Source organism: Methyloceanibacter caenitepidi (assembly GCF_000828475.1).
GTDB classification, from domain to species: Bacteria; Pseudomonadota; Alphaproteobacteria; order Rhizobiales; family Methyloligellaceae; genus Methyloceanibacter; species Methyloceanibacter caenitepidi.
Genome location: NZ_AP014648.1, coordinates 2378713 through 2399977, shown reverse-complemented (window position 1 = coordinate 2399977; position 21265 = coordinate 2378713). Strand labels below are relative to the sequence as shown.

Below are 21265 nucleotides of genomic sequence, written 5' to 3'. Positions count from 1 at the left end.
GGTCGAAGCTTCAGTCCGATGGCTATGCGCTGGTATATCGTCCACGCCTACTCGAACTTCGAGCGGAAGGTCGCCGAATCCATCAAGGAGCGGGCAGAATCCGCCGGGCTCGGGGAGCAGTTCGAGGAAGTGCTCGTCCCCATGGAAGAGGTCGTGGAAATGCGGCGCGGCCGGAAGGTGGCGTCGGAGCGCAAGTTCTTTCCGGGCTATGTGCTGGTGAAGATGGAGCTCAGCGACGAGACCTACCATCTGATCAAGGACACGCCGAAGGTGACCGGCTTTTTGGGTACGGACAACAAGCCCATTCCGATCAGCGAGGAGGAGGCGGGCCGCATCCTCCAGCAGGTTCAGGAAGGTGTCGAGCGGCCGAAGCCGTCCGTGACCTTCGAGATCGGGGAGCAGGTGCGCGTGGCCGACGGCCCGTTCGCATCGTTCAACGGTCTCGTGGAAGAGGTCGACGAAGAACGGGCGCGGCTCAAGGTGGCGGTTTCGATTTTCGGCCGGGCGACGCCCGTCGAGCTCGAATACGCGCAGGTGGAAAAACTGTAACGAGCGCGCAAATTTTTGACGCGCGCGAGACGTGAAACGCAGGACGTACTGGGATGGCGAAGAAGATTGACGGTTATATCAAGCTGCAGGTGCCGGCAGGGCAGGCGAATCCTTCGCCCCCGATTGGTCCGGCGCTCGGTCAGCGCGGCGTGAACATTCAGGAGTTCTGCAAGGCGTTCAACGCGGCGACGCAGAAGGTTGAGCCGGGCTCGCCGATCCCGACCGTGATCACGGTGTATGCGGATCGGTCGTTTTCGTTCGAGACGAAGACGCCGCCGGCCTCCTACCTTCTTAAGAAGGCGGCGAAGGCCAAGAGCGGCTCCAAGGAGCCGGGACGCACGGTTGCCGGCAAGGTCACGCAGGATCAGCTGCGGGAAATCGCCGAAGCGAAGATGCAGGATTTGAATGCCAACACCGTCGAACAAGCGATGAAGATCATCGCCGGCTCCGCCCGTTCGATGGGTCTTCAGGTTCAGGAGTAGAGACGATGAGCAAGCCCGGTAAGAGGTTTCGTGCAGCGGCCGAGACGGTCGACAACGACAAGCTCTACGGCGTCGAAGAAGCCGTGAAGGTGCTCAAGGGCGCCGCCAAGGCCAAGTTCGACGAGACGATCGAGGTCGCGATGAATCTCGGCGTCGATCCGCGCCACGCGGATCAGATGGTGCGCGGCGTTTGCCAGTTGCCGCACGGTTCGGGACGCACGCTTCGCGTTGGTGTGTTCGCCAAGGGCGACAAGGCCGAGGAAGCCAAGAAGGCGGGCGCCGAGGTTGTCGGCGCCGAGGATCTGGTGGAACAGGTCCAGAAGGGCACGATCGAGTTCGATCGCTGCATCGCTACCCCGGACATGATGCCGCTCGTCGGCCGTCTCGGTAAGGTGCTCGGCCCGCGCGGCCTGATGCCGAACCCGAAGGTCGGCACCGTGACCACCGATGTCGCCGCGGCCGTTCAGGCCGCCAAGGGCGGCGCCGTGGAGTTCCGCGTCGAGAAAGCGGGCGTCATCCACGCCGGTGTCGGCAAGGCGAGCTTCACCGAGCAGGCGTTGGTCGACAATATCCGCGCCTTCGCCGACGCGGTGATCAAGGCCAAGCCTTCCGGAGCGAAGGGTACGTTTGTGAAGAAGATCGCCGTGACCTCGACGATGGGTCCCGGCATCAAGATCGAGCCCGCCAGCATCGGCGGCGCTTAGTCGAAAGAGTTTCGGGACTTCGGTTCCGAACGGGACGTTTCGTCCCGATGGGCCGTCCGGTTCGCCGAGCGGCCCGAACCTGTCCGAGATTGCAGGTGTGGGAAACCGCTTAAGCCTTTAGGGCCTGCATGAGACGGGAGACAAACGGTTCGAGGAGTGCGGACGTTGCTCGGAAAGGGCGCTGCCGCATTCGGAAGATCGGTTGAACCTCGTATGTGGCTCACGTGCGTTTTTGCGCGGACGAGCGGGACAGGCAACAGAGCGCCGCGAAGGCTCGCGGGACGGCGTCGATGCCCCCCGAAAGTCTCGCGGCTCAGTGTGGCCTAAGCCCGCACCGGCGCAATGCCTTCGCGGGTTTGAAAGAACGGAGTGAGCATGGAAAGAGCTGAAAAGCGCGAAGTTGTATCGGCGCTCAGCGATGTCTTCGCCAAGACCGGCGTGGTCGTCGTGGCTCACTATGCGGGTCTTTCCGTGTCACAGATGACCAAGCTGCGCAGCGACATGAGAGAAGCTGGCGGCGCGGTCAAAGTGGCAAAGAACAGGCTCGTGAAGCTCGCGCTGGATGGAACCGACGCCCAGGGAATTTCGGATCTCATGACGGGGCCCACGTGCCTCGCCTATTCCGAAGATCCCGTCGCGGCGCCGAAGGTGGCCGTCAAATTCGCCAAGGGGAACGACAAGTTCGTGATCCTCGGCGGTGCGATGGGCGCCACGGTTCTCGACGCCAAAGCAGTTGGCTCGCTTGCCGAGCTGCCTTCGCTCGATGAACTGCGTGGAAAGCTGGTTGGTCTGTTGCAGGCACCGGCGGGCAAGATCGCCCGGACGGTCAGTGCACCGGCCGCGCAGCTCGCGCGGGTTTTCGGCGCTTATGGCTCGAAGGACGCAGCGTAGGCCTTTGACGACATACATCGAAACACAAGAGTTGAACGTACGAGGATAACACAATGGCTGATCTTCAGAAAATTGCAGACGATCTTTCGAGCCTGACGGTGCTCGAGGCGGCCGAACTGGCCAAGATTCTTGAGGAGAAGTGGGGCGTTTCCGCTGCTGCTCCGGTTGCCGTGGCGGCTGCCGCCGGCGGCGGTGGTGAAGCGGCCGCTGTCGAAGAGAAGGACGAGTTCGATGTCGTCCTGACCTCGGCTGGCGACAAGAAAATCAACGTCATTAAGGAAGTGCGCGCGATCACCAGCCTCGGCCTGAAAGAGGCCAAGGACCTGGTCGAGGGTGCGCCGAAGCCTGTCAAGGAAGGCGTTGCCAAGGACGAGGCCGAGAAGATCAAGAAGCAGCTTGAGGACGCCGGCGCGTCTGTCGAGCTCAAGTAGGCTTGAGTTAAAGACTTGGGTTGAAGGAGGCTCGGGCCGTCCCCATATACCGGGGTCGGCCCGGGCCCCTAACCCATCCAAATTCGTATGACGTGACGGTTCCCCTGAGTTTCCGCCAAGGCGGGGATTTAGGAGAGCGGTCGCGGCGAGCTTTGAGAGGACCACATGGCGAAAACGAACGGTCACAAGCGATATCGGAAATTTTTTGGCCACATCACCGAAGTGGCCGAGATGCCGAACCTCATCGAGGTTCAGAAACAGTCCTACGATCAATTCCTCATGGTGGACGAGCCGGAAGGCGGTCGCGAGGACGAGGGGCTGCAGTCCGTATTTCGTTCTGTGTTTCCGATCAAGGACTTCGGCGAGCGCGCTCAGCTTGAGTTCGTGCGCTATGCGTTCGAAGCGCCCAAGTACGACGTGGATGAGTGCCAGCAGCGCGACATGACCTTCGCGGCGCCGCTGAAGGTCACCTTGCGTCTCATCGTGTTTGATGTGAACGAGGAGACCGGCGCGCGCTCCGTCAAGGACATCAAGGAGCAGGACGTCTACATGGGCGACATGCCGCTGATGACCTCGAACGGCACGTTCGTGATCAACGGCACCGAGCGCGTGATCGTCTCGCAGATGCACCGTTCGCCGGGTGTGTTCTTCGACCACGACCGCGGCAAGACCCACTCGTCGGGCAAGCTGCTGTTCGCCGCCCGTATCATTCCCTATCGCGGGTCCTGGCTCGACTTCGAGTTCGACGCCAAGGACATCGTCTATGTCCGTATCGACCGCCGCCGGAAGCTGCCGGTGACGACGCTGCTCTATGCGCTCGGCCTCGACGACGAGGAAATTCTCTCGACGTTCTACGACCGGATCACGCTAAAGGCGGCCAAGAACGGCTGGAAGATGCCGTTCAATGCGGAACGCATGCGCGGCATCAAGCCGACGACGGACCTTATCGACGCCAAGACCGGCAAGGTTGCTATTGAAGCCGGCAGGAAGATCACGGCGCGCCTGGCCGGGAAGCTTTCCGAGGAAGGCCTGAAAGAGCTGCTCGTCAGCGATGAGGACCTCTATGGCCGGTACCTGGCAGAGGACATCCTCAATCTGGAATCGGGCGAGATCTACGGCGAAGCCGGTGAGGAAATCGACGAGAAGCTGCTGGAGACCCTGAAGGAGCTGAAGCTTAAGGAGATCCCGGTTCTCGACATCGACCACGTCAACGTGGGCGCGTTCATCCGCAACACGCTGGCGATCGACAAGAATTCCAACACGGACGAGGCGCTGCTCGACATCTACCGCGTCATGCGTCCGGGCGAGCCGCCGACGCCGGAAGCAGCGCAGACCCTGTTCAACGGTATCTTCTTCGATGCCGAGCGCTACGACCTGTCGTCCGTCGGCCGCGTGAAGATGAATATGCGCCTCGACCTCGATGCGCCGGACACCATGCGGACGCTGCGCAAGGAGGACATCCTTGCGGTCATCAAGACGCTGGTCGGTCTACGCGACGGCAAGGGCGAAATCGACGACATCGATCATCTCGGCAACCGGCGCGTGCGTTCGGTGGGTGAGCTGATGGAGAACCAGTACCGGGTCGGCTTGCTGCGCATGGAGCGGGCCATCAAGGAGCGCATGAGCTCTGTCGACATCGATACGGTGATGCCGCAGGACCTCATCAACGCCAAGCCGGCCGCGGCCGCGGTGCGCGAATTCTTCGGCTCCTCGCAGCTGTCGCAGTTTATGGACCAGACCAACCCGCTGTCGGAGATTACCCACAAGCGGCGCCTGTCGGCGCTTGGCCCGGGTGGTCTGACGCGCGAGCGCGCCGGCTTCGAGGTGCGCGACGTGCACCCGACGCATTACGGCCGCATCTGCCCGATTGAGACGCCGGAAGGTCCGAATATCGGCCTGATCAATTCGCTCGCCACGTTCGCGCGCGTGAACAAGTACGGCTTCATCGAGAGCCCGTACCGGCGCGTGGTGAAGAGCAAGGTGACCGACGAAGTGGTCTATCTCTCCGCAATGGAAGAGGCGCGCTACGTCATCGCTCAGGCCAACGCCGAGCTGAAGGATGACGGCAGCTTCGTCGAGGACCTCATCGTCTGCCGTCACGCTGGCGATGTGGAGCTGTATCCGCAGGATCGGGTGGACCTCATCGACGTGTCGCCCAAGCAGCTTGTATCCGTCGCCGCGGCGCTCATTCCGTTCCTCGAAAACGACGACGCCAACCGCGCGCTGATGGGTTCGAACATGCAGCGTCAGGCCGTGCCGTTGCTCATGGCGGAAGCTCCGCTTGTGGGTACGGGCATGGAATCCGTCGTGGCGCGGGATTCGGGCGCCGCGATCAGCGCGCGCCGCACCGGCGTCGTCGATCAGGTGGACGCCACCCGTATCGTCATCCGCGCGACGGAAGAGACTGACCCGTCGAAGTCGGGCGTCGACATCTACAATCTGCGCAAGTTCCAGCGCTCGAACCAGAACACCTGCATCAACCAGCGGCCGCTGGTGCGTGTGGGCGACGCCATTCAGGCCGGCGAGATCATCGCCGACGGGCCTTCGACCGATCTTGGCGAACTCGCGCTCGGCAAGAACGTGCTCGTCGCCTTCATGCCGTGGATGGGCTACAACTTCGAGGACTCCATCCTCATCTCCGAGCGCGTTGTGCGCGACGACGTCTTCACCTCGATCCATATCGAGGAGTTCGAGGTCATGGCGCGCGACACCAAGCTCGGGCCGGAGGAAATCACGCGCGATATTCCGAACGTCTCCGAAGAGGCTCTGAAGAACCTCGACGAGGCGGGCATCGTCTATATCGGCGCCGAGGTTCAGCCGGGCGACATCCTGGTCGGCAAGATCACGCCGAAGGGCGAGAGCCCCATGACGCCGGAAGAAAAGCTTCTGCGCGCCATCTTCGGTGAGAAGGCGTCGGACGTTCGCGACACCTCCCTGAAGCTGCCGCCGGGTGTGGCCGGTACGGTCGTCGAGGTGCGGGTGTTCAACCGCCACGGCATCGAGAAAGACGAGCGCGCCATGGCGATCGAGCGGGAAGAGATCGAGCGTCTCGCCAAGGACCGCGACGACGAAATGGCGATCCTGGACCGCAACGTCTTCGCGCGTCTGCGCGACGTGCTGCTGCACAAGGTGGCCGCGAAGGGTCCGAAGTCGGTCAAGAAGGATGCCAAGATCACCGAGGCCATGCTTGATGAGATTCCCCGCAGCCAGTGGTGGGAGATCGCGCTTAAGAACGAGAAGGCCATGAGCGAGGTCGAGGCCATCGGCCGGCAGTACGACGACGCCAAGAAGCGGCTCGAGCAGCGCTTCGTGGATAAGGTCGACAAGCTGCAGCGCGGCGACGAGCTGCCGCCGGGCGTCATGAAGATGGTCAAGGTCTTCGTGGCCGTGAAGCGGAAGATCCAGCCGGGCGACAAGATGGCCGGCCGTCACGGCAACAAGGGCGTGATCTCTCAGATCGTGCCGGTCGAGGACATGCCTTATCTCGAGGACGGCCAGGCGGTCGACATCGTGCTGAACCCGCTCGGCGTGCCGAGCCGCATGAATGTCGGTCAAATCCTGGAGACCCACCTCGGCTGGGCGTGCCGCGGTCTTGGCAAGAAGATCGGCGAGGCGCTCGAGGAGTATCACGAGACCAACAAGACGAAGCCGGTCAAGGATCTGCTCAAGACGATCTACGGTTCTGACAAGGCTGTTGCAGCCCTCTCCGACGATCAGATGATCGAAGTGGGGCAGGATCTGACCCGAGGCGTTCCCGTTGCGACGCCGGTATTCGACGGGGCGCACGAAGCGGACGTTTCGGACCTCTTGGAAGTGGCGGGCTACGACCCGTCCGGCCAGGTCACGTTGTATGACGGCCGCTCCGGCGAGCCGTTCGAGCGCAAGGTCACGGTGGGCTACATCTATATGCTGAAGCTGCATCACCTGGTGGACGACAAGATCCACGCCCGTTCGATCGGCCCGTACAGCCTGGTCACCCAGCAGCCGCTGGGCGGTAAGGCGCAGTTCGGCGGTCAGCGCTTCGGTGAAATGGAGGTGTGGGCGCTCGAGGCTTATGGCGCCGCGTACACGCTCCAGGAAATGTTGACCGTGAAGTCGGATGACGTTGCGGGCCGCACCAAGGTCTACGAGGCGATCGTCCGTGGCGACGACACGTTCGAGGCCGGCATCCCCGAGTCGTTCAACGTGCTGGTCAAGGAAATGCGTGCATTGGGACTGAATGTCGAACTGGTGCAGCCGAAGCCGGATGAGGTGCAGCCGCATGCCATGCAGCTGCCGAAGCCGGCCGCGGAGTAAGCGTCAAGCCCGGACGCTTCGTTACACACCCGTTGAAGACAACCGAAGGGCGGCGGCCCCGCCCATTTGGAGACAAGCAGAATGAACCAAGATCTCGCGAACCTGTTCAACCCGCAGACTCCGCAGCAGAATTTCGATCAGATTCAGATCGGTATTGCGAGCCCGGAAAAGATCCTGTCTTGGTCGTTCGGGGAGATCAAAAAGCCTGAGACGATCAACTACCGGACGTTCAAGCCCGAGCGCGACGGCCTATTCTGCGCGCGCATCTTCGGCCCGGTAAAGGACTACGAGTGCTTGTGCGGCAAGTACAAGCGCATGAAGTACAAGGGCGTCATCTGCGAGAAGTGCGGCGTCGAGGTCACGCTGGCCAAGGTGCGCCGCGAGCGCATGGGCCATATCGAGCTCGCCGCGCCCGTCGCGCATATCTGGTTTCTGAAGTCGCTGCCCTCGCGCATCGGCCTTCTGCTGGATATGACGCTGAAGGATCTCGAGCGCGTCCTGTATTTCGAGAACTACATCGTGCTGGAGCCGGGGCTCACCTCGCTCAAGCCGTTGCAGCTTCTGTCCGAAGAAGAGTTCATGCAGGCGCAGGACGATTTCGGCGAGGACTCGTTCACCGCTGGGATCGGCGCCGAGGCGATCCGCGAACTCCTCAAGGGTCTCGACCTCGAGAAGATCGCGGCGGACTTGCGCGTTGAGATCGCCGAGGCGACCACCGAGCTCAAGCCGAAGAAGCTGGCCAAGCGCCTGAAGGTGGTTGAGGCCTTCATTCAGTCGGGCAACCGTCCCGAGTGGATGATCCTGACCGTCGTGCCGGTCATTCCGCCGGAGCTGCGCCCGCTGGTGCCGCTCGACGGTGGCCGGTTCGCGACGTCGGACCTGAACGACCTGTATCGCCGCGTGATCAACCGTAACAACCGCCTGAAGCGGCTGATGGAGCTGCGCGCGCCGGACATCATCATCCGGAACGAAAAGCGCATGCTGCAGGAGGCCGTCGACGCGCTGTTCGACAATGGCCGCCGCGGCCGAGTCATCACGGGCGCCAACAAGCGTCCGCTGAAGTCGCTCGCCGACATGCTGAAGGGCAAGCAGGGCCGGTTCCGTCAGAACCTGCTCGGCAAGCGCGTCGACTACTCGGGCCGGTCGGTCATCGTGGTCGGTCCCGACCTGATGCTGCACCAGTGCGGCCTGCCGAAGAAGATGGCGCTCGAGCTGTTCAAGCCGTTCATCTACTCGCGGCTGGACGCCAAGGGCCATGCCTCGACCGTCAAGCAAGCGAAGAAGCTGGTCGAGAAGGAGAAGCCCGAGGTTTGGGATATCCTCGACGAGGTCATCCGCGAGCATCCGGTCATGCTGAACCGTGCGCCGACGCTGCACCGTTTGGGCATTCAGGCCTTTGAGCCGAAGCTCATCGAGGGCAAGGCCATTCAGCTTCATCCGCTCGTCTGTGCGGCGTTCAACGCCGACTTCGACGGCGACCAAATGGCCGTGCACGTGCCGCTGTCGCTCGAAGCGCAGCTGGAAGCGCGCGTGCTGATGATGTCGACCAACAATATCCTGCACCCGGCCAACGGTTCGCCGATCATTGTGCCGTCGCAGGATATCGTGCTCGGCCTCTACTACCTGTCGCTGGTCATGGACAACGAGCCGGGCGAGGGGATGATCTTTGGCGACGTCGCCGAGATCCACCACGCGCTCGAGTCTGGCGCTGTGACGCTGCATGCCAAGGTCAAGGGCCGCTACATCACCAAGGACGAGAACGGCAACTGGGTGGCGTATATCTACGACACGACGCCGGGCCGCATGCTTCTTGGCGAGCTGCTTCCGCGCCGTGCGGAGGTCAGCTTCGACCTGGTCAACCAGCTTCTGACGAAGAAGGCGATTTCCAAGATGATCGACGTGGTCTACCGCCACTGCGGTCAGAAGGAGACGGTCATCTTCTGCGACAAGATCATGGGCCTCGGGTTCCGCTATGCGTGCCGCGCCGGCATCTCGTTCGGCAAGGACGACATGGTGATCCCGGAGACCAAGGACGAAATCATCCACAAGACGACCGAGCTCGTTCGCGAGTACGAGCAACAGTACAATGACGGTCTGATCACGCGTGGCGAGAAGTACAACAAGGTGGTCGATACCTGGACCGAATGTACGGAACTCGTCGCGAAGGAAATGATGAAGCGCATTTCCTCGGTGCAGATCGACGAGGAGACCGGCCGCGAGAAGCCGATCAATTCGATCTACATGATGTCGCATTCCGGTGCCCGTGGGTCGCCGGCGCAGATGAAGCAGCTTGCGGGCATGCGCGGTCTCATGACCAAGCCGTCGGGCGAGATCATCGAGACGCCGATCATTTCGAACTTCAAGGAAGGTTTGACCGTGATGGAGTACTTCAACTCCACCCACGGCGCCCGTAAGGGTCTGGCCGATACAGCCTTGAAGACGGCCAACTCGGGCTACCTGACGCGTCGTCTCGTTGACGTGGCGCAGGACTGCATCGTGACGGAAGAGGACTGCGGTACCAATGGCGGCATCACGGTTCGCGCCGTTCTCGATGCGGGCGAGGTCACCGTGTCGCTCGGACAGCGCGTGTTGGGCCGTACGGCCGCCGATCCGGTCAAGGATCCGGCGACCGGCGATGTCATCATCGCTAAGGGTCAACTGATCGAGGAAGAGCACGTCGAGGCTATCGAAAGCGCGCGGGTCCAGGAGATTCGCGTGCGCTCGGCCCTGACCTGCGAAACCCGGAACGGCATTTGCGCGAGCTGCTATGGGCGCGATCTAGCCCGGGGCACGCCCGTCAACATGGGCGAGGCCGTGGGCGTTATCGCGGCGCAGTCGATCGGCGAGCCTGGAACGCAGCTCACCATGCGGACCTTCCACTTGGGCGGCGTGGCGAGTTCCAAGGTCGTCGACCAGTCTTCGCTGGAATCGGCCTACGAAGGCACCGTGAAGATCAAGCAGCGCAACGTGGTCGAGGACTCCCAAGGCCGCCACATGGTCATGACCCGGAACACGGCTATCGTGATCGTGGACGACGAGGGCAACGAGCTCGCAACCCATCGTCTGCCGTACGGCACGCATTTGCGTGTCGACGACGGCGACAAGGTCAAGCGCGGCGACCGTCTGGCCGAGTGGGATCCCTACACGCGTCCGGTGCTGACCGAGATCGAAGGCACGGTCGAGTTCGAGGACTTGGTCGAAGGTGTCTCCGTGTCGGAGCAGCGGGACGAGTCGACGGGTATCACCAATAGCGTGATCATCGACTGGCGTGCGTCCCCGCGCGGTGTCGATCTTCGGCCTGCCATGGTGATCAAGGACAAGAAGGGCGAAATCGGCAAGCTCTCGCGTGGCGGTGAAGCTCGCTACCTGCTGCCGGTGGACGCGGTCTTGTCCGTGGAGCCTGGCAGCGAGGTGAAGGCCGGCGACGTCTTGGCCCGTATTCCGATGGAGAGCGCCAAAACCCGCGACATCACGGGTGGTCTGCCGCGCGTGGCCGAGCTGTTCGAGGCGCGGCGTCCGAAGGATCATGCCATCATCGCCGAAGTCTCGGGCATCGTGCAGCTCGGCCGCGACTACAAGAACAAGCGGCGGATCAGCATCGTTCCCGACGAGGACGGCGCGGAACCGGTGGAGTTCTTGATCCCGAAGGGCCGGCATCTGACGGTGCAGGAAGGCGACCGGATCGAGAAGGGCGAGTACCTTCTGGATGGACACCCGGCGCCGCACGACATCCTGGCCATCAAGGGCGTCGAGGAACTGGCCAACTACCTCGTGAACGAGATCCAGGAGGTCTACCGGCTCCAGGGCGTGACGATCAACGACAAGCATATCGAGGTGATCGTCAGCCAGATGCTCAAGAAGATCGAGATCGACGATCCGGGCGACACCGAGTTCCTGAAGGGCGAGCAGGTGGACCGCATCGACTTCGAAGACGCCAACCTGGCAGCGGAAGAGGCGGGCGGAAAGAAGGCCGAAGGCCAGCACGTACTGCTCGGCATCACGAAGGCGAGCCTTCAGACCCGGTCGTTCATTTCGGCGGCATCGTTCCAGGAGACCACGCGCGTTCTTACCGACGCGGCGGTCAACGGAAAGAAAGACGCCCTGGAAGGGCTAAAGGAGAATGTGATCGTGGGCCGGCTCATCCCGGCCGGTACGGGTGGCATGCTCTCGCGGCTCAACCGGATTGCCACGCATCGCGATGAACTGATTCTGGAGGAGCGCCAGCGCTCGGCCCAGGACGTTCTCGAACCTGCCGGTGAGGACGTTCCGGAGGATGCAGCCGAGGCTGAGCCGGTGCCGGAAGACACCGGGGACGGCGCTTCGGCGTAGGCAATACAAGGATATTGGGGGCTAAGCGGAAAAACCGTAAAAAAACGGCGCTTGGCCCCCGATTTCAGGTCGTTGAACCCTTGACGTTTCGAGAAGCGGCCTGATACAACGCGGCCACATTAACGGCAGGCGGTAGCCCACCGAAAGGATGCCCTTTGGGGCGCGGGTTAGACGCTGCCGGACTAACCGGGATCATATCGGGGTCATGATCTTGGGGGTTACCCCTCAAGATCCTCTGGATTGAGCGCTGAAGGACGCGAGGGACGACTCGCAGCTTCAGCTCTTGTGTTTTGGGCCATCCGCCCAGCTTTTCGGGCGGTGCCGCCCATGTGGTTTTGGGCGCATCCGCCCATAGGTGAATGAGGCGGTTTCGCCGTCGCAAACGATTGGACGCTAGGGCTGCTATGCCAACGATTCAGCAATTGATCCGGAAGCCGCGTAAGGCCCCGGTAAAGCGCAACAAAGTGCCGGCCATGCAGGCCTGCCCGCAGAAGCGGGGGGTTTGCACGCGCGTTTACACCACCACGCCGAAGAAGCCGAACTCGGCGCTCCGGAAGGTCGCGCGCGTGCGCCTGACCAACCAGCAGGAAGTGACGAGTTACATCCCCGGCGAGGGCCACAATCTTCAGGAGCACTCGGTGGTGATGATCCGCGGCGGCCGCGTGAAGGATCTTCCCGGCGTGCGCTACCACATCATTCGCGGCGTGCTCGACACGCAAGGGGTCAGCGCCCGCCGTCAGCGGCGCTCGAAATACGGAGCTAAGCGGCCCAAGTAGTGGGGCGCTTATTCGGTTTTTAAGGAACGGATTGAAGCGATATGTCCAGGCGGCACAAAGCTGATAAGCGGGAGATCATTCCCGATCCCAAGTTCGGGGATCAGGTGCTCACCAAGTTCATGAATTCCATCATGCTGGACGGCAAGAAGTCTGCCGCCGAGCGGATCGTCTATGGCGCGCTCGACCAGATGGAAGACAAGGTCAAGCAGAACCCGATCGAGCTGTTCCATCAGGCTCTGCAGAACGTCATGCCGGCCATCGAGGTGCGGTCCCGCCGTGTGGGCGGTGCGACCTACCAGGTGCCGGTCGAGGTCCGTGTCGACCGTCGTCAGGCGCTGGCCATTCGCTGGATTATCGCGGCCGCGCGCGGCCGCAACGAGAACACGATGGTCGAGCGGCTGTCGGGCGAGCTTCTCGATGCCGTCAACAATCGCGGTTCTGCCGTGAAGAAGCGCGAGGACACGCACCGGATGGCCGAAGCCAACCGCGCTTTCTCGCACTATCGCTGGTAACCGTCTCAAGGAACTCGAACGATGCCCCGTCAGACGCCCCTCAAGGACTACCGCAACATCGGTATCATGGCGCATATCGATGCCGGCAAGACCACCACGACCGAGCGCGTGCTCTACTACACCGGTAAGAGCCACAAGATCGGCGAGGTCCATGATGGCGCGGCCACCATGGACTGGATGGAGCAGGAGCAAGAGCGCGGCATCACCATTACGTCGGCTGCGACGACCGCGTTCTGGAAAGACAAGCGCATCAACATCATCGACACGCCCGGCCACGTGGACTTCACGATTGAGGTCGAGCGGTCCTTGCGCGTGCTCGACGGCGCCGTTGCGCTGCTCGACGCCAACCAGGGTGTGGAGCCGCAGACCGAGACGGTGTGGCGTCAGGCCGACAAGTATCACGTGCCGCGCATGATCTTCGTCAACAAGATGGACAAGATCGGCGCCGACTTCTTCATGTCGCTCGAGACGATCAAGGAGCGCCTCGGCGCGAACCCGATCGTCCTGCAGCTGCCGATCGGTTCCGAGTCGGACTTTGCGGGTATTGTCGACCTGGTCCGCATGAAGGCGGTGATCTGGGACGATGAGTCCCTCGGCGCGACGTTCCACGACGAGGACATCCCGGCCGATCTTCAGGACAAGGCGCAGGAGTATCACGACGCGCTGGTCGAGCAGGCGGTCGAGCTCGACGAGGAGGCCATGGAGGCCTATCTCGAAGGCAAGGAAATTCCTGAGGAGAAGCTCAAGCAGCTTATCCGTAAGGGCACCTGCAACCTCGAGTTCGTCCCGATTCTGTGCGGTTCAGCCTTTAAGAACAAGGGCGTGCAGCCGCTACTTGACGCCGTGGTCGACTATCTTCCGTCCCCGCTCGACGTGCCGCCGATCAAGGCCATCGACGTGAAGACGGAGCAGGAAGTGGATCGTCCGGCTTCGGACGATGCGCCGCTGTCGATGCTGGCGTTCAAGATCATGAACGACCCGTTCGTGGGGTCGCTGACCTTCTGCCGCGTGTATTCGGGCACGGTTGAATCCGGCCAGACGCTGGCCAACACGGTGAAAGACAAGAAAGAGCGTATCGGCCGTATGCTGCTGATGCACTCCAATCACCGCGAAGACATCAAGGACGCTTATGCAGGCGACATCGTCGCCATTGCGGGTCTCAAGGACGTCACCACCGGCGACACGCTCTGCGATCCGGCCAAGCCCGTGATTCTGGAGCGCATGGAGTTTCCGGATCCGGTCATCGAGGTTGCCGTCGAGCCCAAGACGAAGAGCGACCAGGAGAAGCTCGGCGTGGCGCTCAACCGTTTGGCCCAAGAGGATCCGTCCTTCCGCGTTACGGTCGACCACGAATCCGGGCAGACCATCATTAAGGGCATGGGCGAGCTTCATCTCGACATCATTGTCGATCGCATGAAGCGTGAGTTTAAGGTCGAGGCCAATGTGGGCGCGCCGCAGGTTGCGTATCGTGAGACGATCACGAAGCCGGCCAGCGTCGACTACACCCATAAGAAGCAGACCGGCGGTTCGGGCCAGTTCGCCCGCGTGAAAATGGAGATCGAGCCGGCCGAGGCTGGCGAAGGCTTCATCTTCGAGAACAAGGTTGTCGGCGGCAACGTTCCCAAGGAGTTCATCCCGGGCGTCGAGAAGGGCGTGCAGAGCGTCATCGACTCAGGCATTCTCGCCGGCTTCCCGATCCTTGACGTAAAGTGCACGCTGGTTGACGGCGCGTCGCATGATGTCGACTCGTCTGTCATGGCGTTTGAGATCGCGTCCCGCGCGGCCTTCCGCGAAGCAGCTCAAAAGGCTGCACCGAAACTGCTTGAGCCAATCATGAAGGTTGAAGTGGTGACGCCGGAAGAATATGTGGGCGGTATCATTGGCGATCTTACCAGCCGCCGCGGTCAGGTCCGAGGCCAGGAGCCCCGGGGCAACGCGACGGTGATCAATGCCATGGTCCCGCTAGCCAACATGTTTGGTTATGTGAACACGCTGCGTTCCATGAGTCAGGGGCGGGCGCAGTTCACGATGCAGTTCGACAGCTATGCGCAGGTTCCGCAGGCGGTGGCTGAAGAAGTGCAGGCAAAGTTCGCCTAAGCGATTGGGCGTTTGAGTTTTAGCTTTTGGTGAGAGGAATGGAGAGCCACAATGGCTAAAGAGAAATTCGACCGGTCAAAGCCGCATTGCAACATCGGTACGATTGGTCACGTCGATCACGGTAAAACGACCCTGACCGCTGCGATCACCAAGACATTGGCTGAGACCGGCGGCGCCAAGTTCACCGCCTACGATGAAATCGACAAGGCGCCTGAAGAGAAGGCTCGCGGTATCACGATCTCCACGGCACACGTGGAGTACGAGACCGAGAACCGGCACTACGCCCACGTGGACTGCCCGGGTCACGCCGACTACGTGAAGAACATGATCACGGGTGCCGCCCAGATGGACGGCGCCATTCTGGTGGTGTCCGCTGCCGATGGCCCCATGCCGCAGACCCGCGAGCACATCCTGCTTGCCCGTCAGGTTGGCGTGCCGGCGCTGGTGGTGTTCCTGAACAAGGTCGACCAGGTCGACGACGAGGAGCTTCTGGATCTCGTTGAGCTCGAGGTTCGCGAGCTTCTGTCCAAGTACGAGTTCCCGGGCGACGATATCCCGATCATCAAGGGCTCGGCTCTTGCGGCGATCGAGGACAGCAACCCGGAGATCGGTCAGAAGGCCATCATGGAGCTCATGAAGGCTGTCGACGAGTACATCCCGCAGCCCGAGCGTCCGAAGGATCAGCCCTTCCTGATGCCGATCGAAGACGTGTTCTCGATCTCCGGCCGCGGTACCGTCGTGACCGGCCGTGTCGAGCGTGGCGTCGTCAAGGTTGGCGAGGAAGTCGAGATTGTCGGTATCAAGCCGACCACCAAGACGACCGTCACCGGCGTTGAGATGTTCCGCAAGCTGCTCGACCAGGGCGAGGCCGGCGACAATGTCGGTTGTCTGCTCCGTGGTGTGGACCGCGAAGGTGTCGAGCGTGGTCAGGTTCTGGCCAAGCCCGGTTCTGTGACGCCGCACACGAAGTTCAAGGCCGAGGCCTACATCCTCACCAAGGAAGAGGGTGGCCGCCACACGCCGTTCTTCGGCAACTACCGTCCGCAGTTCTACTTCCGCACGACCGACGTGACGGGTGTGGTGGAGCTGCCGGAAGGCACCGAGATGGTGATGCCGGGCGACAACATCGCCATGACCGTTGAGCTGATCGTGCCGATCGCCATGGAAGAGAAGCTCCGCTTCGCTATCCGTGAAGGTGGCCGCACCGTCGGCGCCGGCGTGGTGTCGTCGATCATCGAGTAAGGGGAATTGAGGAGCGCGCCGCTCCGTTCTGGGGCGGCGCGTTTCTCTAACTTAAGGCCGTCGAGATGCAGAGCCAGAACATAAGAATCAGGCTGAAAGCCTTCGACCATCGCATTCTCGATGCGTCGACCAAGGAAATCGTCAACACGGCGAAACGCACCGGTGCGGATGTCCGCGGGCCGATCCCGCTGCCGACCCGCATCGAGAAGTTCACCGTGAACCGCTCGCCGCATATCGACAAGAAGAGCCGTGAGCAGTTCGAGATGCGGACGCACAAGCGGCTGCTCGACATTGTCGATCCGACGCCGCAGACGGTCGACGCTTTGATGAAACTCGATCTCGCCGCCGGCGTGGATGTTGAGATCAAGCTCTAACCGGTATCGGGACGAGGCAAGGAATTAGTTCGATGCGATCAGGTGTTATCGCGCAGAAGGTCGGTATGACCAGGATCTTCACCGATGCCGGGGAGCACATCCCGGTGACGGTGTTGCGCCTGGAGAACTGCCAGGTCGTCGGTCAGCGGACCGCGGAAAAGAACGGCTACACCGCCGTTCAGCTTGGTGCCGGCCGTGCCAAAGTGAAGCGTTTGACTCGGGCGCAACGCGGCGGGTTCGCCGTGGCGAATGTCGAGCCGAAGCGCAAGGTTGCCGAGTTCCGGGTCAGCCCCGAGAACTTGATCGATGTGGGCGCGGAGATCACCGCAGACCACTTCGTCGAAGGGCAGTTCGTGGACGCCTCCGGGACCTCCATTGGTAAGGGGTTTGCCGGCGGCATGAAGCGGCACGGTTTCGGCGGTCTGCGGGCCAGCCACGGCGTGTCGATCAACCACAGAAGCCACGGCTCCACCGGCCAGTGTCAGGATCCCGGCAAGGTCTTCAAAGGCAAGAAGATGGCCGGTCACATGGGTGACGTCAGCGTCACGACGCAGAATTTGCGCGTGGTGAAGACGGATGCCGAGCGCGGTCTCATCATGATCCGGGGCGCCGTTCCCGGCGCCAAGGGCGGATGGGTTCTCCTGCGCGATGCGGTCAAGCGGGCGCTGCCCGAGGGTGCGCCGGTCCCCGGTGCCTTCCGGAAGGGCGCCGAGGATAAAGCGCCGGTCAATGAGGCTGCAGCTCAGGCACCTGCCGAGGCTGAAGCGGCTCAGCCGGCAGAGGGCGGAGAGAACGCGTAATGAAAGCGGATGTAACAACGCTCGACGCCAAGAAGGCGGGAACCGTGGAACTGTCCGAGGATGTCTTCGGTCTTGAGCCGCGCGCCGACTTGCTGCACCGGATGGTGCGCTACCAGCTTGCCAAGCGCCGCGCCGGTACGGTCTCGACGAAAGACCGTTCTGAGATTACGGCGACGACCGCGAAGATGTACCGGCAGAAGGGCACGGGCCGTGCGCGTCACGGCAGCGCCAAGCCCGGCATCTTCCGTGGCGGCGGTAAGGCTTTCGGCCCGAAGCCGCGCAATTTCGGCTTCGATCTGCCGAAGAAGGTTCGCGCGCTGGCCCTGAAGCATGCGCTGTCGTCCAAGGCCAAGGCCGAGGAGTTGATCGTCCTGGATTCCTGCGACGTGAAGGATGCCAAGACGAAGGCGCTGAAGACGCAGTTCGAGAAGCTGGGCTTTGGATCCGCGCTTATCGTGGACGGCGCCGAGGTGCAGACGAACTTCGCGCTCGCGGCCCGCAACATTCCGCACGTGGATGTGCTGCCGATCCAAGGCATCAACGTGTACGACATTTTGCGGCACGAGAAGCTCGTGCTGACCAAGGCCGCGCTCGAAGCGCTGGAGGCTCGTTTCAAATGAGTGCGCTGCAAGCATATGACGTGATTTTGTCGCCGGTGATCACCGAGAAATCGAGTGAGGCGTCCGAATCCAATCAGGTGGTGTTCAAGGTTCGCCTCGACGCGACGAAGCCGCAGATCAAGAGCGCGGTGGAGAAGCTTTTCGGCGTCAAGGTGGTGGCCGTGAACACGCTGACCCGCAAGGGTAAGACCAAGGTTTTCCGGGGCATCAAGGGCACCCAGAAGGATACCAAGAAAGCCGTCGTCAAGCTCGCCGAAGGCGACAAGATCGACGTGACGACAGGGATCTAGAGCGATGGCGTTGAAGACATTCAAACCGACCACGCCGAGCCAGCGTCAGCTGGTGCTCGTGGACCGCAGCCATCTGTGGAAGGGCAAGCCGGTCAAGCCGCTCACGGAGGGCTTGAACAAGACGGGTGGCCGCAACAACACGGGCCGTGTCTCGATCTGGCATCGCGGCGGCGGTCACAAGCGGACGTATCGCATGGTCGATTTCAAGCGGACCAAGCGCGGAGTCGCGGCGACTGTCGAGCGGCTGGAATACGATCCGAACCGCACGGCGTTCATCGCCCTGATCAAGTATGACGACGGCGAGCTGGCCTACATTTTGGCACCGCAGCGTCTGGCGCCGGGCGACAAGGTGATCGCCGACGAGAAAGTCGACGTGAAGCCTGGCAACGCGATGCCGCTGGCCAACATGCCGATCGGCACCATCGTCCACAATGTGGAGATGAAGCAGGGCAAGGGCGGCCAGATCGCACGCGCCGCGGGTGCCTATGTACAGCTCGTCGGCCGCGACGCCGGCTATGCGATCCTGCGCCTGAACTCGGGCGAGACGCGCATGGTTCCGGCCTCCTGCATGGCGACGGTCGGCGCTGTCTCCAATCCCGACAACGCGAACGTGTCGTTGTCGAAGGCCGGCCGCAGCCGCTGGAAGGGCCGCAAGCCCGTGGTTCGCGGTGTGGCGATGAACCCGATCGATCACCCGCATGGCGGTGGTGAAGGGCGGACGTCTGGTGGCCGGCATCCGGTTACCCCTTGGGGCAAGTCCACCAAGGGCAAGCGGACGCGCAGCAACAAGGCGAGCGACAAGTACATTCTGCGCAGCCGCCATCTGAAGAAGAAGAAGGGATAAGACGTGGCACGTTCGATTTGGAAAGGCCCGTTCGTCGACGGCTTTCTCTTGAAGAAGGCCGAGAAGGCGCGTGAGAGCGGCTCCAATGCCGTGATCAAGATGTGGTCGCGCCGGTCCACCATTCTCCCTCAGTTCGTGGGACTGACATTCGGCGTCCACAACGGACAGAAGCATGTTCCGGTTCTGGTGACGGAAGACATGGTGGGTCACAAGTTCGGTGAGTTCTCGCCGACGCGCACCTATCACGGCCACGCCGCCGACAAGAAAGTGAAGAGAGGCAAGTAGTCATGGGCAAGCCGCAGAGAGAGCGCACGCTCAAGGACAACGAGGCGAAGGCCGTCACCCGGCTGATCCGCGTGAGCCCGCAGAAGCTGAACCTCGTCGCTCAGCTTATTCGCGGCAAGAAGGTCGATCGCGCCCTGGCCGATCTCACCTTCTCGCGTAAGCGCATCGCCAAGGACGTCAAGAAGACCCTGGAGTCGGCGATCGCCAACGCAGAGAACAATCACGACCTCGACGTCGACGCCTTGGTCGTTTCGGAAGCCTATGTGGGCAAGAACATTGTGATGAAGCGCATTCAGGCGCGTGCACGCGGCCGGGCGGCTCGGATCTTGAAGCCGTTTTCGCAGATGACCGTGGTCGTGCGTCAAGTTGAGGAGCCTGCTTGATGGGACAGAAAGTCAACCCGATCGGGCTTAGGCTCGGTGTCAACCGCACTTGGGATTCGCGCTGGTTTGCCTCGCGTGGCGAGTATGCAGACCTGCTGCACGAAGATCTCAAGATGCGCGAGCATATTCTCAAGACGCGCAAGCAGGCCGGCATTTCGAAGGTCGTCGTGGAGCGTCCGCACAAGAAGTGCCGCGTCACGGTCTACACCGCTCGCCCGGGCATCCTGATCGGCAAGAAGGGCGCGGACATCGAGACGCTTCGCAAAGAGCTGGCGACGATGACGGACTCCGAGGTGCACCTGAACATCGTCGAGGTGCGCAAGCCGGAGATCGACGCGACGCTGGTGGCCGAAGGCATCGCCCAGCAGCTCGAGCGCCGCGTGGCGTTCCGCCGGGCCATGAAGCGGGCAGTGCAGTCGGCGATCCGTATGGGCGCCCTCGGCATCCGAATAAATTGCTCGGGCCGGCTTGGCGGCGCGGAAATCGCGCGCATGGAGTGGTACCGCGAGGGCCGTGTGCCGCTGCACACGCTGCGCGCCAATATCGACTACGGCACGGCGCTCGGGCGCACGGCTTATGGAATCATCGGCATCAAGGTTTGGATCTTCAAGGGCGAGATCATGGAGCACGATCCCATGGCTCAGGAGACCAAGGCCCTTGAGGCTCAAGAGGGCGGACGTTCCGGTGGCCGGCGCGACTCCGCACGGGCTTAGGGCTAAGGGCAGGACTTAAGAATTATGCTGCAACCGAAACGCACAAAGTTCCGCAAGATGCACAAGGGCCGCATCAAAGGTGCGGCGAAGGGCGGGTCTGATCTGAACTTCGGCACCTTCGGGCTGAAGGCGCAAGAGCCTGCGCGCGTCACCGCGCGGCAGATCGAAGCCGCCCGCCGCGCCATGACGCGTCAGATGAAGCGTGCAGGCCGTGTGTGGATCCGCATCTTCCCGGACGTCCCGGTTTCGAAGAAGCCGACCGAAGTCCGCATGGGTAAGGGTAAGGGTACGCCGGAGTTCTGGGCGGCCAAGGTCAAACCTGGCCGGATTATGTTCGAGATCGACGGCGTGAACGAGGCGACAGCGCGGGAATCCCTGCGGCTGGCGGCTGCGAAGCTGCCGATCAAGACGCGCGTTGTGGCGCGCATCGAGGGCTAAGCGATGAAAGCGAGCCAAGTGAACGATATGACGGTCGATCAGCTCAATGACGAGTTGGTCAAGTTGAAGAAAGAGCAGTTCAACCTGCGCTTCCAGGCGGCCTCTGGGCAGCTTGAGAACACGGCGCGGGTTCGGCAGGTGCGTCGCGATATTGCGCGCGTGAAGACAGTTGCGCGCCAGAAGAGCGCCGCAGCGAAGGCTTAAAGGTA

Annotated in this window: 21 protein-coding genes; all 21 read left to right on the top strand. The window is 62.2% G+C overall.

The window, feature by feature from the left end; translation table 11 throughout:
- The first annotated feature begins 18 nt into the window (after positions 1-18).
- Positions 19-549 carry a transcription termination/antitermination protein NusG gene (gene nusG, locus GL4_RS11235; RefSeq protein ID WP_045367579.1) on the top strand — a complete coding sequence of 177 codons (531 nt, stop codon included), beginning with the start codon at positions 19-21 and terminating at the stop codon, positions 547-549.
- A gap of 53 nt (positions 550-602) precedes the next feature.
- Complete coding sequence (gene rplK / locus GL4_RS11230; RefSeq protein ID WP_045367576.1) at positions 603-1031, top strand: 50S ribosomal protein L11; 429 nt, start codon at positions 603-605, stop codon at positions 1029-1031.
- Positions 1032-1036: 5 nt separating this feature from the next.
- Positions 1037-1735: a 50S ribosomal protein L1 gene (gene rplA / locus GL4_RS11225; protein WP_045367574.1), complete on the top strand. Its 699-nt coding sequence runs from the start codon at positions 1037-1039 to the stop codon at positions 1733-1735.
- Positions 1736-2110: 375 nt separating this feature from the next.
- Positions 2111-2626: a 50S ribosomal protein L10 gene (gene rplJ, locus GL4_RS11220; RefSeq protein ID WP_045367571.1), complete on the top strand. Its 516-nt coding sequence runs from the start codon at positions 2111-2113 to the stop codon at positions 2624-2626.
- 53 nt (positions 2627-2679) lie between these two features.
- Positions 2680-3057 (top strand): 50S ribosomal protein L7/L12, encoded by a 378-nt coding sequence (rplL, locus tag GL4_RS11215; protein WP_045367570.1) that lies wholly within the window; start codon positions 2680-2682, stop codon positions 3055-3057.
- Between the two features lie 165 nt (positions 3058-3222).
- Positions 3223-7353: a DNA-directed RNA polymerase subunit beta gene (gene rpoB, locus GL4_RS11210; protein WP_045367568.1), complete on the top strand. Its 4131-nt coding sequence runs from the start codon at positions 3223-3225 to the stop codon at positions 7351-7353.
- 81 nt (positions 7354-7434) lie between these two features.
- Positions 7435-11682, top strand: a complete 4248-nt coding sequence (gene rpoC, locus GL4_RS11205; protein WP_045367567.1) for a DNA-directed RNA polymerase subunit beta' — start codon at positions 7435-7437, stop codon at positions 11680-11682.
- Positions 11683-12086: 404 nt separating this feature from the next.
- Entirely contained in the window at positions 12087-12458 is a 372-nt protein-coding gene (gene rpsL, locus GL4_RS11200; RefSeq protein WP_045367566.1) for a 30S ribosomal protein S12, read from the top strand.
- A gap of 41 nt (positions 12459-12499) precedes the next feature.
- Positions 12500-12970, top strand: a complete 471-nt coding sequence (gene rpsG / locus GL4_RS11195; protein ID WP_045367565.1) for a 30S ribosomal protein S7 — start codon at positions 12500-12502, stop codon at positions 12968-12970.
- 21 nt (positions 12971-12991) lie between these two features.
- Positions 12992-15067: an elongation factor G gene (gene fusA, locus GL4_RS11190; protein ID WP_045367564.1), complete on the top strand. Its 2076-nt coding sequence runs from the start codon at positions 12992-12994 to the stop codon at positions 15065-15067.
- 51 nt (positions 15068-15118) lie between these two features.
- Positions 15119-16309, top strand: coding sequence for an elongation factor Tu (gene tuf / locus GL4_RS11185; protein ID WP_045367563.1), 1191 nt, complete (start codon positions 15119-15121; stop codon positions 16307-16309).
- 65 nt (positions 16310-16374) lie between these two features.
- Positions 16375-16683, top strand: coding sequence for a 30S ribosomal protein S10 (gene rpsJ / locus GL4_RS11180; RefSeq protein ID WP_045367562.1), 309 nt, complete (start codon positions 16375-16377; stop codon positions 16681-16683).
- Positions 16684-16715: 32 nt separating this feature from the next.
- The gene (gene rplC / locus GL4_RS11175; protein ID WP_045367561.1) at positions 16716-17483 is read left to right on the top strand and encodes a 50S ribosomal protein L3; all 768 of its coding nucleotides are present in this window, start codon (positions 16716-16718) and stop codon (positions 17481-17483) included.
- Entirely contained in the window at positions 17483-18103 is a 621-nt protein-coding gene (rplD, locus tag GL4_RS11170; protein WP_045367560.1) for a 50S ribosomal protein L4, read from the top strand. The genes rplC and rplD overlap by 1 nt, the downstream gene beginning before the upstream one ends.
- Complete coding sequence (locus GL4_RS11165) at positions 18100-18393, top strand: 50S ribosomal protein L23 (RefSeq protein WP_045367559.1); 294 nt, start codon at positions 18100-18102, stop codon at positions 18391-18393. The genes rplD and GL4_RS11165 overlap by 4 nt, the downstream gene beginning before the upstream one ends.
- A 4-nt stretch (positions 18394-18397) precedes the next feature.
- Positions 18398-19237 carry a 50S ribosomal protein L2 gene (gene rplB / locus GL4_RS11160; RefSeq protein ID WP_045367557.1) on the top strand — a complete coding sequence of 280 codons (840 nt, stop codon included), beginning with the start codon at positions 18398-18400 and terminating at the stop codon, positions 19235-19237.
- 3 nt (positions 19238-19240) lie between these two features.
- Positions 19241-19522, top strand: a complete 282-nt coding sequence (rpsS, locus tag GL4_RS11155; protein ID WP_045367555.1) for a 30S ribosomal protein S19 — start codon at positions 19241-19243, stop codon at positions 19520-19522.
- A gap of 2 nt (positions 19523-19524) precedes the next feature.
- Positions 19525-19905 carry a 50S ribosomal protein L22 gene (rplV, locus tag GL4_RS11150; protein WP_045367553.1) on the top strand — a complete coding sequence of 127 codons (381 nt, stop codon included), beginning with the start codon at positions 19525-19527 and terminating at the stop codon, positions 19903-19905.
- On the top strand, positions 19905-20618 hold the full coding sequence (rpsC, locus tag GL4_RS11145) for a 30S ribosomal protein S3 (RefSeq protein ID WP_045367551.1): 714 nt from the start codon (positions 19905-19907) through the stop codon (positions 20616-20618). The genes rplV and rpsC overlap by 1 nt, the downstream gene beginning before the upstream one ends.
- A gap of 24 nt (positions 20619-20642) precedes the next feature.
- Positions 20643-21056, top strand: a complete 414-nt coding sequence (rplP, locus tag GL4_RS11140) for a 50S ribosomal protein L16 (protein WP_045367549.1) — start codon at positions 20643-20645, stop codon at positions 21054-21056.
- Between the two features lie 3 nt (positions 21057-21059).
- Positions 21060-21260: a 50S ribosomal protein L29 gene (gene rpmC / locus GL4_RS11135; RefSeq protein WP_045367547.1), complete on the top strand. Its 201-nt coding sequence runs from the start codon at positions 21060-21062 to the stop codon at positions 21258-21260.
- Positions 21261-21265 lie beyond the last annotated feature (5 nt).